The 13458-nt window shown below is 68.9% G+C and carries 13 protein-coding genes; 4 read left to right on the forward strand and 9 right to left on the reverse strand.

Going from position 1 to position 13458, the window contains the following annotated elements:
- The first annotated feature begins 17 nt into the window (after window positions 1-17).
- On the forward strand, window positions 18-950 hold the full coding sequence (gene argC, locus CAL22_RS05140; protein WP_094810902.1) for an N-acetyl-gamma-glutamyl-phosphate reductase: 933 nt from the start codon (window positions 18-20) through the stop codon (window positions 948-950).
- A gap of 25 nt (window positions 951-975) precedes the next feature.
- Here the strand turns inward: argC and CAL22_RS05145 are convergent, their stop codons facing one another.
- The 3 genes from CAL22_RS05145 to CAL22_RS05155 all read right to left on the reverse strand — a co-directional run bounded on the left by CAL22_RS05145 (window position 976) and on the right by CAL22_RS05155 (window position 4874).
- A complete protein-coding gene (locus tag CAL22_RS05145; RefSeq protein WP_244193785.1) occupies window positions 976-2271 on the reverse strand; it encodes a GGDEF domain-containing protein in 1296 nt (431 codons plus the stop codon).
- A gap of 115 nt (window positions 2272-2386) precedes the next feature.
- A complete protein-coding gene (locus tag CAL22_RS05150; protein WP_094810904.1) occupies window positions 2387-3637 on the reverse strand; it encodes a TIGR03862 family flavoprotein in 1251 nt (416 codons plus the stop codon).
- A 34-nt stretch (window positions 3638-3671) separates the two neighbouring features.
- Window positions 3672-4874 carry a metallophosphoesterase gene (locus CAL22_RS05155; RefSeq protein WP_094810906.1) on the reverse strand — a complete coding sequence of 401 codons (1203 nt, stop codon included), beginning with the start codon at window positions 4872-4874 and terminating at the stop codon, window positions 3672-3674.
- A gap of 99 nt (window positions 4875-4973) precedes the next feature.
- Between CAL22_RS05155 and CAL22_RS05160 the strand changes: the two genes are divergently transcribed.
- A complete protein-coding gene (locus CAL22_RS05160) occupies window positions 4974-5282 on the forward strand; it encodes a putative signal transducing protein (RefSeq protein ID WP_094810908.1) in 309 nt (102 codons plus the stop codon).
- 15 nt (window positions 5283-5297) lie between these two features.
- On the opposite strand, the gene CAL22_RS05165 is transcribed toward CAL22_RS05160, so the two are convergent.
- Window positions 5298-6533, reverse strand: a complete 1236-nt coding sequence (locus CAL22_RS05165) for an MFS transporter (protein ID WP_094810910.1) — start codon at window positions 6531-6533, stop codon at window positions 5298-5300.
- Between the two features lie 122 nt (window positions 6534-6655).
- Entirely contained in the window at window positions 6656-8044 is a 1389-nt protein-coding gene (locus CAL22_RS05170) for a GntP family permease (protein WP_094810912.1), read from the reverse strand.
- A 308-nt stretch (window positions 8045-8352) separates the two neighbouring features.
- Here CAL22_RS05170 and CAL22_RS05175 point away from each other — a divergent pair, with 308 nt between their 5' ends.
- Window positions 8353-8964, forward strand: a complete 612-nt coding sequence (locus CAL22_RS05175) for a glutathione S-transferase family protein (RefSeq protein WP_094810914.1) — start codon at window positions 8353-8355, stop codon at window positions 8962-8964.
- Here CAL22_RS05175 and CAL22_RS05180 read toward each other — a convergent pair.
- Window positions 8949-10013 (reverse strand): NAD(P)H-dependent flavin oxidoreductase, encoded by a 1065-nt coding sequence (locus tag CAL22_RS05180; RefSeq protein WP_094810916.1) that lies wholly within the window; start codon window positions 10011-10013, stop codon window positions 8949-8951. The two genes, CAL22_RS05175 and CAL22_RS05180, sit on opposite strands and share 16 nt — an antisense overlap.
- A gap of 16 nt (window positions 10014-10029) precedes the next feature.
- The gene (locus CAL22_RS05185; RefSeq protein ID WP_094810918.1) at window positions 10030-10875 is read right to left on the reverse strand and encodes a LysR substrate-binding domain-containing protein; all 846 of its coding nucleotides are present in this window, start codon (window positions 10873-10875) and stop codon (window positions 10030-10032) included.
- Window positions 10876-10988: 113 nt separating this feature from the next.
- Here CAL22_RS05185 and CAL22_RS05190 point away from each other — a divergent pair, with 113 nt between their 5' ends.
- On the forward strand, window positions 10989-11945 hold the full coding sequence (locus tag CAL22_RS05190; RefSeq protein WP_094810920.1) for an adenosine deaminase: 957 nt from the start codon (window positions 10989-10991) through the stop codon (window positions 11943-11945).
- A 21-nt stretch (window positions 11946-11966) separates the two neighbouring features.
- Here CAL22_RS05190 and CAL22_RS05195 read toward each other — a convergent pair whose 3' ends face one another.
- Together CAL22_RS05195 and CAL22_RS05200 are read right to left on the reverse strand one after the other, a co-directional pair.
- Window positions 11967-12452, reverse strand: coding sequence for a cupin domain-containing protein (locus CAL22_RS05195; protein ID WP_094810922.1), 486 nt, complete (start codon window positions 12450-12452; stop codon window positions 11967-11969).
- Between the two features lie 23 nt (window positions 12453-12475).
- Window positions 12476-13363, reverse strand: coding sequence for a LysR family transcriptional regulator (locus CAL22_RS05200; RefSeq protein ID WP_094810924.1), 888 nt, complete (start codon window positions 13361-13363; stop codon window positions 12476-12478).
- Window positions 13364-13458 lie beyond the last annotated feature (95 nt).

Consider the following 13458-nt stretch of genomic DNA (forward strand, 5'->3'; position numbering starts at 1 on the left):
ACGATCGAGGCCTATCCATGACCCAAGCCCTAGTTTTCATCGATGGTGATCAAGGCACCACCGGATTGCAGATACACGAGCGCCTGCGCGCGCGGGACGATGTGCGCATCCTGACGTTGCCGGCGGCCGAGCGCAAAGACAGCGCGCGCCGCGCCGAGGCCATCAACCAATGCGACATCGCCATCCTTTGCCTGCCCGATGCCGCTGCGCGCGAGGCGGTGGCCGCCATCCGCCATCCGGGCGTGCGGGTGCTCGATGCGAGTTCGGCGCACCGCTTGAGCGCGGGCTGGGAATACGGCTTCGCGGAATGGCGGCCCGGGCAGGCCGAACGCATCAGCCGGGCCGCGCGCGTGAGCAACCCCGGGTGTTATCCCACGGGCGCCGTTGGCCTGCTCGCGCCCGTGGTGGCGGCCGGTCTGGTGCAGGCCGACTATCCCGTCACGGTGCATGCCGTGTCCGGTTATTCGGGCATGGGCCGCGAGGGGGTGGACGCTTATGAAGGTCCGGATGCGGCCGATGCCCTGCCTTATGCGGCCTATGGGCTGACGCTGGCCCACAAGCACACGCCGGAGATCGAGCGGTATGCCGGCCTGACGGCCCGGCCGGTGTTTACGCCCGCCTATGGGGCGTATCGCCAGGGCATCGTGTTGACCATCGCGCTGCAGCGCCGGCTGTTGCCCGCCGGGGTGAGCGGCGCAGCCTTGCGGGCCTGCCTCGCGCAGCATTACGCCGGCAGTCCCGATGTCCGGGTGTCAACCGAGGCGCTCGTGCCCGAGCGCCTGGATCCGCGCGTGGCCAACGGCAGCAACGTCCTGCATTTGCACGTCTACGAGAACGCCGAGCAGGGGCAGATTCTGTTGGCGGCGGTGTTCGACAATCTGGGCAAGGGCGCCTCGGGCGCCGCAGTGCAGAATCTGGATCTGATGCTGCAGGGCGCGCGCGGCCGGTGATGCCCGGAGCGCGCAGACTGCCGCTTCAGCCCCACTCGCGGCGGTTGCGCCCCAGGGCTTTGGCGCGGTAGAGCGCCTGATCGCCGCGTGCCAGCACGGCCTGCGGGCTGGGATCGTCGGCGCGCATCATGCTCAGCCCCACACTGGTGGTCAGCGCGCGCGCGCCGGTGGGCAAGGGCGTGGCGCGGGTGTCGCGCAGAATGCGGCAGGCAAAGGCGTCGGCGCGTGCCGCATCGGCCCGGCCCAGGATGACGGCGAACTCCTCGCCGCCCATGCGTCCGGCCGCATCGTCCGGTTGCAGCGCCTTGCGCAGGATGTCGGCGAAGTGCGCCAAGGCGTCGTCGCCGGCGGCGTGCCCATGGCGATCGTTGACATCCTTGAAGTGGTCCAGATCGAACATCAGCACCGCCGCCGGTTCAGCCGGCGCCTGTTGCAGCGCTTGCCAGCGGGTCTGCAGATGTTGCAGCAGTTGCCGCCGGTTGGGCAGGCGGGTCAGGCCGTCCGTGCTGGCCAGTTCGTGCAGCCGGGCTTCGGCCAGTTTGCGTTCGGTGATATCGATGGTGGTGCCCATCATGCGCAAAGGGCGGCCCTGGTCGTCGTGCGTGACGATGCGTCCCCGGCTGGCCACCCAGCGGTAGCTGCCGTCGCGGCACAGCAGGCGGTGTTCGACCTGGTAGGCGTCGGTCGCGCCGTCAAAGTGCGCCTGCATGGCGGCCTTGACGTAATGGGTGTCGTCCGGATGCAGGCGGGCGTAGCTTTCTTCGATGCGGCTGCCGATTTCGTGCTCGGCATAGCCCAGCAGCGACTTCCAGCCGGCGGAGTAGTGGATGTCGCCGGTCTGGATGTTGCGATCCCACAGGCCGGTGCCGCTGCCGGCCACGGCCAGGGCCATGCGTTCCTGATCGGCGCGCAAGGCCTGCAACGCTTCTTCGGTCTGCCGCAGGGCCGAGAGGGCCTGAGCTTGCGCCTGGGCCAGGGCGGCAAAGCGCGCCAGGCTGGCCAGCAGGCCGGCGTCGGGCGGCTGGGTGAGCAGCAGTCCAGCCACGCCCAGCAGGGCGCCGCCGGCGTCATGCCAGGCATGGCCGGCGTAGTGAGGCGCGCTGCCCGGCAGGTCTGCCAGCACCAGCAGGCCGTTGCCGCGATGCGGGTCGATGAGAGCGAGCGCCTGGTCGGCGGGTAGGCCGAAGCACTGCCAGCCGATGGCGGGCAGGCTCAGGGCCACGAATGCGGCCTCGCACGCGAGTTGCTGGCGCATCAAGGAGGCCAGCAGAGCGGGGGCGCTGGCCAGCGGGGCGGGAGTGTCCGGCATGGTGCTGGTCATAGAACAATGAGCGGAGTGTACGTCAGCGCGCGGTGGGAATCGATGCCTGCCGGGGGTGGGCAGCGCGCTGCGATTAGAGGGCCATATCAGCCGGCGCGGCGGGCCCGCGCCGGCCTCAGGGCGCGGGGGCCTGCGGCGGGCGCAGATCGGCCAGCAAACCTTGCGCGGCGGCCTTGCCGCTGGCCAGGCAGGCGGTCAGCAGGTAGCCGCCCGTGGGCGCTTCCCAGTCCAGCATCTCGCCAGCGCAATAGACGCCGGGCAGCGCGCGCAGCATGAGGTTCGGCGTGAGGGCTTCGAGGCGCACGCCGCCGGCGCTGCTGATGGCTTCGTCGATCGGGCGCGGCCGGATGAGCCGGACAGGCAGGGCTTTGATGCGGCGGGCCAGCAGGGCGGTGTCATTGAAATCGGGCAGGTACTCGCGCAGCAGCGCGGTCTTTACGCCCTTGAGGCCCAGGCGGCTTTGCAGATGGCTGGACCAGGAGCGTGCGCCACGCGGGTGTTGCACGGCCTGCAGCACCCGTTCGGCGCTCCAGTCGGGCAGCAGGTCCAGCCAGGCGATGGCGTGGCCATCGGCGGCGATGCGGTCCCGCAAGGGGGCGGACAAGGCATACACCAGGCCGCCCTCGATACCCGCGGCGCTGATCATGCATTCTCCTGCCCGGCCGGGCGCGTCTTCGGCCAGCGCCAGGGTCACCGACTTGAGCGGCTGGCCGGCGTGATGAGCGATGAAATGCTCGCTCCAGGACACATCGAAGCCGCAATTGGCCGGTTGCAGCGGCGTGGTGTCCACGCCGTGCGCGGCCAGCGGCGCCAGCCAGGCGCCATCCGAGCCCAGCCGCGCCCAACTGGCGCCGCCCAGGGCCAGCAGCACCGCCTGTGCCGAGCGCTGCACCTGGCCTTGCGGCGTGTCGAACTGCAGGTGTTGCGGTCCGGCCGCCTCGCCCGGCGGCCAGCCCAGCCAGCGGTGGCGCATATGAAACTGCACGCCTTGGGCGCGCAGCCGGGCCAGCCAGGCGCGCAGCATGGGCGCGGCTTTCATTTCCTTAGGGAACACCCGTCCGGAGCTGCCGATGAAGGTCTCCACGCCCAGTGCATGGGTCCAGTCGCGCAGGGCCTGGGGCGACAGGTGCGCCAGCCAGCCCGCCACGGCCTGTGCGCGCGTGCCATAGCGGCCGATGAAGTCGGGCAAGGGTTCGCTGTGCGTGAGGTTCAGGCCGCCGCGGCCGGCGAGCAGAAACTTGCGGCCCACCGAGGGCATGGCGTCGTAGACGTCGACCTGGGCGCCCGCCAGCGCCAGCGTCTCGGCGGCCATGAGGCCGGCCGGGCCTGAGCCGATCACGGCGATGCGGGAAGAAGAAGGAGACATGGAAAAAATGCCGGCTGTTCAGGCCGGCATTGTCTCACGCGCCGGCCGGCGGGGCCGCGGGCGCTGGCCGGCCCGGCCCGGGGCCGCGGACCAGACGGATCAGGGTGATTTCGGAGGGCGCGGCCAGCCGCATCGGCGGCCCCCAATAGCCGGTGCCGCGGCTGGTGTAGACCCAGAGCCCGTCCTGCCGGTGCAGTCCGGCGGTAAAGGGTTGCTGCAGGCGGACGAAGAACCCCCAGGGGAAAAACTGCCCGCCATGCGTGTGCCCCGACAATTGCAGGCTGTAGCCCAGCGGCGCGGCCGCCGCGGCGCTGCGTGGCTGGTGAGCCAGCAGCAGTTTGACGGGCGCGTTGGCGGGCGCGCCCTGCAAGGCGCGGGCGGGGTCGCTGCGTTGGCCCGGGTCGAAAGCGCCGGCGCCGAAGTCGGTTACCCCGGCCACCACCACGGGCTGGTCCCGGAGACGCAGCACGACGTGCTCATTGAGCAGAACCGTCAGGCCCAGACGCTGGAATTCGTCGATCCAGGCGGCGGCCCCCGAGTAGTACTCATGGTTGCCGGTGACCAGATACACGCCGCCGGGGGCGCGCAGGCCCGCGAGCGGGCGGGTGTGCGGCGCCAGTTGCGCCACACTGCCGTCGATCACGTCGCCCGTGATGGCGATCAGGTCGGGATGCTGGGCGTTGACCGCGTCCACGATGGCCTGCACATAAGGCGCTTTGATGGTGGGCCCGACATGGATGTCGCTGATCTGCGCGATGCTCAGGCCGTCGAGCTGGGGCGGCAGGCCGTCGATGGGCACATCGATGCGCTTGATGCGCGCCAGGCGCCGGGCATTGCAAAAGCCCCAGACGCTGCCGGCCAAGGCCAGCAGCGGCACCGCCGCCGCACTGGCCGGGCGCAGGCGCGCCATGTCCGGCACACCGCTTGCCAGCCGCAGCAGCCCGCCGAGCACCAGCACCACGTCGCGCAGCACGGTCAGGACAAACAGCGAGGAGAAAAAGCCCATCGCCAGCAGGCCGATCCAGGCCAGGCGATCGGCCCAGGGCTGGCGCCCCGAGGAACGGCTGAGCATGCCCAGGGGAATGAGGATGCAGGAGGCAATGAGCACCAGGATCGCGGCGCCCTTGGCGGCCGGCCCGACCGGCAGATCCGGGATGATGCGCAGGCCGACATACACATGGGCCAGCGCGCCGAGCGTGAGAAAACGGATGAAGAATGCGGACTTGCGTAACGCCACGTGGCCTCCGGTTCAATGCGCGGACAACCTAGGCTAACCGATACGGTCGCCAGGTGGCGGCCCTAAAATGGGTTTTTCCTGTTCGCAAAGGCACCCACCATGCACCGGCTTGCACGCGCCCCAAGTCTGCTGATGGCCCAGCACTGGCTGAATCTGCTGCGGCAGGCCCGCGTGGCCGCCGATATGCACAATCAGCACCTGCAGGGCGCCTTGGGTGATATCCCCGCCGATCAGTGCGGCCCGGAGATCTGGCTGGAGCGCGAGGCCGACCGCGAGTTGGCGCTGCGGCTGATCGGGCTGGCGCCTGCCGGCGACACGCCGGCCTTGCCTTGGACATGTCCGCGCTGCGCCGAGCGGCTCGAACCGCAGTTCAGCACCTGCTGGCATTGCGGCGCAGATCGCCCCTGACGGCGCGGCGGGCCTTCAGGCCGGCGCGCTGAGCGACCTGAGCTTGCGCAGCTCCGGGAATTTCCACATCCATAGTCCGGCCACGGCGATGGTGCCCAGTCCGCCGAGCACCACGGCGGGCACGGTGCCGAACAGGGCGGCGGTGACGCCGGACTCGAACTCGCCCAACTGATTGGAGGTGCCGATAAAGAGCGTGTTGACCGCGCTCACCCGGCCGAGCATCTCATCCGGGGTGTTCAGCTGCACCAGTGACGAGCGCACCACCACGCTGATCGAGTCGGCCGCGCCCAGGACCACCAGCGCGCACAACGACAGCGGGATGGAGGTCGACAGGCCGAAGACGATGGTGGCCAGGCCAAACAGAAACAGCGCGCCAAACAGCAGGCGGCCGACGTGGCTGTCCAGGGTCAACCTGGCCAGCATCAGCGACATCAGGGCCGCGCCTACCGCCGGGGCGGCGCGCAAGGCTCCCAGGGCCCAGGGGCCGGCATGCAGGATGTCCTTGGCGAAGACCGGCAGGAGCGCGGTCGCGCCCCCCAGCAGCACGGCAAACAGATCCAGCGAAAGCGTACCCAGCAGCACGCGCCGGCTGGCAATGAAGCCGATGCCGGCGAACAGGGTGTGCCAGGTGGTGGGCGCTCTGCGCGCCGGCGCGCGTTCGGTGCGAACGCGCAGGATGCACACCAGGCCGAACACATACATGACCGAGGCCACGCAATAGACCCAGCCGGCGCCGATGCCGTAGCCGATACCGCCCAGGGCCGGGCCGGCGATCTGGGCGATCTGGTTGGACGAGGCCGACAGGGCCGTGGCGCGGGGGATCCACTCGCGCGGCACGATGGCAGGGATGAGTGTCGGCAGGGTGGGCGCTTCGAAGGCGCGGGCCGAACTGATGACCACCACCGTGAGGTAGACCAGGGCCTTGCCGCCAAAACCCTGTACGGCCGCCACCGCCAGCAGCAAGGTGGCCGCGGCTTCGAGCGCCATGCAGATGGCCACGATGCGGCGGCGGTCGTAACGGTCGGCCACGTGGCCGACCACCAGCGTCAGGCACATCATGGGCAGAAACTGCGCCAATCCGATCAGGCCCAGGTCGAGCGCGTTGCCGGTCAGGGCAAAGATCTGCCAGCCCACCGCCACCGATACGATCTGGTAGGCCAGCGACGTGCAGAAGCGGGCGGCGAGAAAACGGCGGAAGGCGGGGCGTGACAGCGGCGTGTCGGGTGCGTCGGCGGAGCTGGCCGGGGACATGGGGGCGGGTCCGGGAGAGGGGTGGCCGGGCCACCGAAGGGGCTGATTGTACGGACAACCGCTGACGCGGGCCTGGACGGGGCGCGGGGCCGCCTCCGGGACGGCCCCGCGCGTCAGCCGGCTCAGAATGAGCCGAACATCGTCCCCAGCGCGATGACGGTGATCAGCGCGATGACGGGCATGAGGATGGTGACGGCGGCGATATCGCCGTATGACTTGCGGTGGGTCAGGCGGCAGATGGACAGCAGCGTGATGATGGCGCCCGAGTGCGGCAGAGTGTCCATGCTGCCGGAGGCCAGCACCGCCACGCGGTGCAGCAGCTCGGGACTGATGCCGGTCTTGGCGGCCATCGCGAGGTAATCATTGCCCAGCGTCGCCAGGGCGATGCTCATGCCGCCGGAGGACGAGCCGGTGATGCCGGCCAGCGTGCCCATGGCGATGGCCTCGGAGATGAGCGGATTGTGCGGCGCGACATCGAGCACGGCGTCGCGGATGATGGCAAAGCCGGCCAGGCTGGCGATGACCGCGCCGTAGCCGACCTCGGAGGCGGTGTTGAACAGCGGCAGCATGAAACCGAACACGCCCTTGTTGACCGTGTCGCGCAGATTGGCCCAGTGCTTCAAGCGCAGCGCGATCAGCACCACGCAGGCCGTGGCCAGCGCGATGATGAGCGCCCACAGGCCGGTGACGCGCTTGGGATCCACGTCGGCATAGCGTTCGCTCATGGCGCTGAAGTCCATGTGCGGGAAGATGCCGTAGGTAAACAGCGCATTGACGCCCACCACCAGCAGCAGGGGCAGCACCGCCAGGCCCAGCGGCATGGCGGGATCGTCGCCTTGCTCGGGCATCTGGCCGGCCTCCTCCGCCTCGCCATAGCCTTCGCCGGCCCGCAAGGCGCGGCCGGCGCGCGCCAGCATCCAGACCATGCCCAGTCCCAGCATGATGACCGCCGCGATGATGCCCAGCCCCGGGGCGGCGAAGACATTGGTCCCGAAGTAAGGAATGGGGATGGCGTTCTGGATCGAGGGGGTGCCGGGCAGCGCGGTCATCGTGAACGTGAACGACCCCAGCGCGATCGCCGCCGGAATCAGGCGCTTGGGGATGCCGGCATGGCGGAACAGCGCCGTGGCGATGGGATAGACCGCAAACGCCACGACAAACAGCGACACCCCGCCGTAGGTCAGCGCCGCGCAGGCCAGCACCACCGTCAGAATGGCGTGGCGCGAGCCGAGCTTATCGGTGATCCAGCGTGCCAGCGCCTGGGCCGCGCCCGAGTCGGCCATCAATTGGCCAAACAGCGCGCCGAGCAGAAAAATGGGCAGAAACTGGATGACATAGCCGCCGAGGGCGGACATGAAGGTCTGCGTATAGGCCGGCAGCAGCACGGCCACGTCGCCGGAGAGGATGACCGCCAGCGCGGCCATGATGGGCGCGAGGATCAGTACGGTCACGCCCCGGTAGGCAAAGAACATCAACAGCAGCAAGGATACGACTATGGCCAACGTTCCCATCTATGTTTTCCTGGATCTAGCGGTGAGAGTGATACGCCTGGGCGACGGGCGCCTGATGCCGCCGCCTGCGCAGTTCGCTGAGGGTATAAGGACACGGCTGGCCGAGTCGAGGTGAGGACACCCGATTCGCTCCCCTCCAGGCCGCCCTCCGATCATCGGGCGGCGTGTGTCCGTAGCGGTGCCATCGTAACCGCCCTGAGGGGCCGCCGGCGCGTGATCTGTTGCGATGCCTTGCGGCGCCCGCTGTATCTGTCGCGCGCGCCGCGGCGGCGCCAGAATGGGGCTTCTCTCATTCTGGCAGGACAGGCATGCGGATTCTCGGCAAAACCTCATCGATCAACGTCCGCAAAGTCCTGTGGACCTGCGATGAACTGGGCCTGCGTCCGGTGCGCGAAGACTGGGGCGCGGGGAGGCGCGCGCTCGACGAACCGGCTTTTCTGGCGCTCAATCCCAACGCTCAGGTGCCGGTGCTCGTCGATGACGACTTCGTGCTCTGGGAGTCCAACAGCATCTTGCGGTATCTGGCCAACCGCTATGCCGGCGGCTGGCTCTATCCGGCCGCCCCGCGCGCGCGGGCCCGGGTGGATCAATGGATGGATTGGCAGGCCACCGATCTGAATACGGCCTGGCGCTACGCCTACCTGGGTTTGCGGCGGCGGGCGCCAGCCTATCAGGATGGCGCGCAGATCCAGGCCTCCTGTCTGGCATGGTCGCGCGCCATGGGGGTGCTCGAGGCGCGTCTGGGCCAGACGGCCGCCTATGTCGCGGGCCCGGATTTCAGTCTGGCCGACATCGTGATCGGGCTGTCGGTGCTGCGCTGGCGCGTCACCGACTTCGACAAGCCGGCGCTGCCGGCCATCGACGCCTATTGCCTGCGGCTGGCCGCCCGGCCCGGTTTCATCGCTTATGCCGAGCCCTGAGCCTGCCACTCCCGAGCCAGCGCCGCGACGAGCTGCGCGGCGGGCAGGCCGCGCGACAAGGCGGCCGCCTGGCCCGCCCATTGCGCGGCGTAGCCGTGGTCGCCGCGCGCTTTGGCCGCGGCGTTGAGGGCTTTGCCGGCGTCGTAGGTCAGGGGATAGTCCGGCGGGGGCGGGGTGCCGGCTGCAGCGCCGAATTCGGTAAAGCGATTGACGACGCAGCGGGCCAGTCGGCCCGAGATGGCGCGCGTGAACGTGGTGGCCACGTGCGGGTGGCCCAGCAGCGCGGCGCGGTAGGCCGCGTCGGCCGAGGACTCCGGGCAGGTGATGAAGGCGGTGCCGAGTTGGGCCGCCTGCGCGCCCAGCTCCAGGGCCGCGGCGATGCCCGCCCCGTCCATGATGCCTCCGGCCGCGATCACCGGGCGTTGCAAGCGGGTGGCCAGCAGGCGGGTCAGGGCCAGGGTGCCGAGGGCCTCGTCGCGCGGCGTGTCATCGAACGTGCCGCGATGGCCGCCTGCTTCGATGCCCTGGGCCACGATGGCGTCCACCCCGGCTTCGGCGATGCGGCGCGCTTCGTCGGGTTGGGTCGCGGTGGCCATCAGATAAATGCCCGCGGCGCGCAAGGCCTGCAGCGTCTTGCGCGGCGGCAACCCGAAATGCAGGCTGACCACGGCGGGACGTGTCTCGAGCAGCATCTGCAGCATGGCCTCGTCGGTCTGAAAACTGGTGTAGATCTCGCTGAGCGCGGCCGGCGGCGTGGCGCCGAACTCGGCAAAGCGCGGCGCCAGGGCGCTCAGCCAGTCCGCCTCGCGCCGCGGATCGGCCACGCTGGGCCGGTGGCAGAACAGGTTGACCGCAAAGGCGCGCGGGGTCAGGGCCCGGGTGGCCTCGATCGCTGCGCGGGCGGCCTGCGCATTGCCGGCGCCCAAACCCAGCGATCCCAGACCGCCGGCATTGGAGACGGCGGCGGCCAGCGCCGGGGTGCTCACGCCGGCCATGGGGGCTTGGACGATGGGCAAGGACAAACCCAGACGGGCGGTGAAGTCGTTCATGAAGGGCTCCTTGAAGTCAGTCCCGCAGCGCCGCGAGCAAGGCCTGATGGTTGGCGCTGTCCTGGCCCTGGCGGCGGATGAGAAAACAATGGGCTGGCCCGATGGCGCGTGCCGGCGGCGGCGTGGGCTGCAGGGCCAGCACGGATTGCGGCAGCACCGCCATCGCCGAACCCGCCATCACGCAGGCCAGGATGGCGTGATAGGAAGTCAGCTCCAGCAACTGCAGGCGTGCCGGGTCCGTGCCCGCCGCGCGCAGCCAGTCTTCGGCGCGCTCGCGATACACGCAGCCGCGCGCGAACGTGGCCAGGGCCGATGGCGGGCCACCGGTCGGCGGCGTGATCAGCAGCAGTTCTTCGGTAAACAGATAGTCGCCATGCAGGCCCTCGCCCAAGGCGGCGACATCGTGGGGGCGCTGGGCATCGGGGTGGGCCACGACGGCGCAGTCCAGCGCATGGCTGCTCACCGCATCGGCCAGAAATCGCGTGGTGCCGGTCCGCAGCTGGATCTGCAGTTGCGGCCAGCGGCCATGCAAACGGGCCAGCGGCTGCGGCAGGCGGCTGGCTGCCGTGCTCTCCATCGACCCCAGGCGCAGGCGTCCGCCCGGTTCGGCCACGCGCAAGGCCTGCTCGGTCTGCTCGGCCAGATCCAGTAAGCGGGTGGCATAGCCTGCCAGCGTCTGCCCGGCTTCCGACAGCAGCATGCGCTTGCTGTCGCGCGTAAACAATGCCCGCCCGAGGCGGTCTTCCAATTGCTGGATGCGCGTGGTGACATTGGACGGCACGCGGTCCAGGGCCAGGGCCGCGCGGGTGACGCTTTGCTCGCGCGCCACGGCCAGAAAAATGCGCAGGTCAGAGAGTTCCATGCGGGCAGCATAGCCTTAAATTCTTTTTTTGATAATGAAAAAAAATATAAATTCTTAAAAAAAGAACGAAATCCGGCAAGCGCTATCATCCCTACAGACTTTGAGGAATCACGATGCGGGATTGGTTGACCAGGCTGCCCAAGGCCGAGCTGCACATCCATCTGGAGGGCGCGCTGGAGCCCGAGCTGCTGTTCGCGCTGGCGCAGCGCAATGGCATACGCCTGCCCTGGGCCGACATCGAGTCGCTGCGCCAGGCTTATAACTATCAGAATCTGCAGGAATTTCTGGATCTGTATTACCTGGGCGCCCAGGTGCTGCGGACCGAGCAGGATTTCTACGACCTCACCTGGGCCTATCTGCGGAAGTGCGCCGAGCAAGGCGTGACCCATACCGAGCCGTTTTTCGACCCGCAGACGCATACCGACCGGGGCGTGCCTTTCGAGGTGGTGCTGGCGGGCATCCAGGCGGCGCTGGCCGACGCCCGCCGCCAGTTGGGCATCAGCAGCGGGCTGATTCTGAGCTTTCTGCGGCATCTGCCCGAAGCGGCGGCCATGGCCACGCTGGAGCAGGCCTTGCCTTACCGTGACGCTTTCGTGGCCGTGGGGCTGGACAGCAGTGAGGCGGGGTTTCCGCCGCGCCTGTTCGAGCGGGTCTTCGCGCGGGCGCGCGCCGAGGGCTTGCCTGCGGTGGCGCATGCCGGTGAAGAAGGCCCGCCCGCCTATATCTGGGAGGCCCTGGAGCTGTTGCAGGTCAAGCGCATCGACCATGGGGTGCGCGCCTGGGAGGACGAGCGGCTCATCGCGCATCTGGTCGATAATCAGATGCCGTTGACGGTCTGCCCGCTGTCGAATGTACGGCTCAAGGTGTTCTCCCACATGGGCGAGCACACCGTGCTGGACATGCTGGACCGGGGCCTGAACGTCAGCATCAACTCCGATGATCCCGCCTATTTTGGCGGCTACGTGCTGGAGAACTTCCTGGCGCTGCAGGCGCACTTGCCGCTGACGCCCGATCAGGCCCGCAAGCTGGCCGACAACAGCCTGGCTGCCGCGCTGGCGCCGCGCGGCTGAGCGCGTCTGCCGGCCGGCGGCTCAGGTCTGGACGCCCAGCCGGCGGATGAGCGCTTCGTGCGACGAGTAGGCGCGCAACAGGGCCGCGGTGTCGGCCAGTTCAAACTCGCTGAACTCGAAACCGGGGGCCACCGTGCAACCGACCAGCGCAAAACCCGCCGGGTCGGCCAGCTCCGCGGCAAACCAGTTGCCGGCGCAGACCGTGGCCTGGAAGCGGGTCTCACCCAGCGTGGCGCCCAGGCGATGCGTCAGCACCCCGCCGTCACTTTGCAACTCATGCACGCGCAGCTCCGAGCCGGCATAAAAATGCCAGGTTTCATCTGACTGGATGCGATGCCAGGCCGAGTAAGCACCGTCGCACAGCAGATAGTAGATGGCCGTGCCGGCGCGGCGGCTGGCGCCGTCGTCGCGGCGCACGGTCTGCGCGGCGCGATAGGTCTCGCGGTAATAGCCGCCTTCGGGGTGAGGAATCAGCCCCAGGCGGCGCACGATGTCTTGAGCATTCATCCCGGTATCCGCCAGCAAAAGCCTTATTCTGCCGTGATATTGAGCAGGCGCAAGAGGTTGTCCACGACCGCGGCGCGTTCGGCGCGGCGCACGGCCAGGCCCAGCACCGCGCGCGGCCAATCCAGATCCAACGGCAGATAATGGATGCCGCGTGCGCGCATGTGGCGCATGGACGCCGGCACGACGGCCACGCCGATGCCGGCGGCCACCAGATTGACGGCCGACGACAACTGCGGCGCGCGTTGGCGCAGGGTGGGATTGAACCCCTGGCGGCGGCAGGCCGCGATGATATCGGCCGACAGCCCGTAGCCCGACTTGCGCGAGTAGTCGATAAAGCGTTCATGCCGCAGGTCGGCAAGGGTCAGGCGCTTCTGGCTGGCCAGAGGGTGGCCGCTGGGCAGGGCGGCGATCAGGTTTTCCTCGTTGAGCGGCAGGTAGCGGATCGCGCCGGACAGGGCGAAAGGCGGGCGCACGAAGGCCGCGTCGAGATCGCCGGCGGCCAGCCCTTGCACCAGGTTTTCGCTCTGGCTTTCTTCCAGGCGCAGTTCCACCTCCGGATGGGCCTGCTGGTAGCGGCTGATCGCGCCCGTGACGGTGTCGTTAAAGGAGGCAGATTCGGTAAAGCCCAAGCGCAACACCCCGACCTCGCCGCGCGCGGCGCGGCGGGCCACGTCGCCCGCCTCGGCCACGCGCGCCAGGATGTCCTGAGCGCAGGGCAGAAAGGCGCGCCCGGCATCGCTCAGGGCCACGCCCCGGCCCACGCGGTCGAACAGCGGGGTGCCGATTTCGCGTTCCAGCTCGCGGATTTGCTGGCTCAGCGGCGGTTGCGCCATCCCCAGCAGTTCTGCCGCCCGGGTGAAATGCTGCGTCTGCGCCGTCACCACGAAATAACGCAAATGCCGGAGTTCCATCGTCCAAATCCATACGTTAAAGGTACTGGTAAGTCATTTTTAATATATTAGACATTCGGATTGATTCTGACCATCATGACGACCCCTGGGGCCGC

The sequence above is a fragment of the Bordetella genomosp. 12 genome, from assembly GCF_002261355.1.
Classification (GTDB): domain Bacteria; phylum Pseudomonadota; class Gammaproteobacteria; order Burkholderiales; family Burkholderiaceae_B; genus Bordetella.

What these genes read in the sequence shown, in the direction of transcription:
- argC (WP_094810902.1), top strand. Translation starts at nt 18, where the DNA reads ATGACCCAAGCCCTAGTTTTCATCGATGGTGATCAAGGCACCACCGGA.
- CAL22_RS05145 (WP_244193785.1), bottom strand. Translation starts at nt 2,271, where the DNA reads ATGACCAGCACCATGCCGGACACTCCCGCCCCGCTGGCCAGCGCCCCC.
- CAL22_RS05150 (WP_094810904.1), bottom strand. Translation starts at nt 3,637, where the DNA reads ATGTCTCCTTCTTCTTCCCGCATCGCCGTGATCGGCTCAGGCCCGGCC.
- CAL22_RS05160 (WP_094810908.1), top strand. Translation starts at nt 4,974, where the DNA reads ATGCACCGGCTTGCACGCGCCCCAAGTCTGCTGATGGCCCAGCACTGG.
- CAL22_RS05165 (WP_094810910.1), bottom strand. Translation starts at nt 6,533, where the DNA reads ATGTCCCCGGCCAGCTCCGCCGACGCACCCGACACGCCGCTGTCACGC.
- CAL22_RS05170 (WP_094810912.1), bottom strand. Translation starts at nt 8,044, where the DNA reads ATGGGAACGTTGGCCATAGTCGTATCCTTGCTGCTGTTGATGTTCTTT.
- CAL22_RS05175 (WP_094810914.1), top strand. Translation starts at nt 8,353, where the DNA reads ATGCGGATTCTCGGCAAAACCTCATCGATCAACGTCCGCAAAGTCCTG.
- CAL22_RS05180 (WP_094810916.1), bottom strand. Translation starts at nt 10,013, where the DNA reads ATGAACGACTTCACCGCCCGTCTGGGTTTGTCCTTGCCCATCGTCCAA.
- CAL22_RS05185 (WP_094810918.1), bottom strand. Translation starts at nt 10,875, where the DNA reads ATGGAACTCTCTGACCTGCGCATTTTTCTGGCCGTGGCGCGCGAGCAA.
- CAL22_RS05190 (WP_094810920.1), top strand. Translation starts at nt 10,989, where the DNA reads ATGCGGGATTGGTTGACCAGGCTGCCCAAGGCCGAGCTGCACATCCAT.
- CAL22_RS05195 (WP_094810922.1), bottom strand. Translation starts at nt 12,452, where the DNA reads ATGAATGCTCAAGACATCGTGCGCCGCCTGGGGCTGATTCCTCACCCC.
- CAL22_RS05200 (WP_094810924.1), bottom strand. Translation starts at nt 13,363, where the DNA reads ATGGAACTCCGGCATTTGCGTTATTTCGTGGTGACGGCGCAGACGCAG.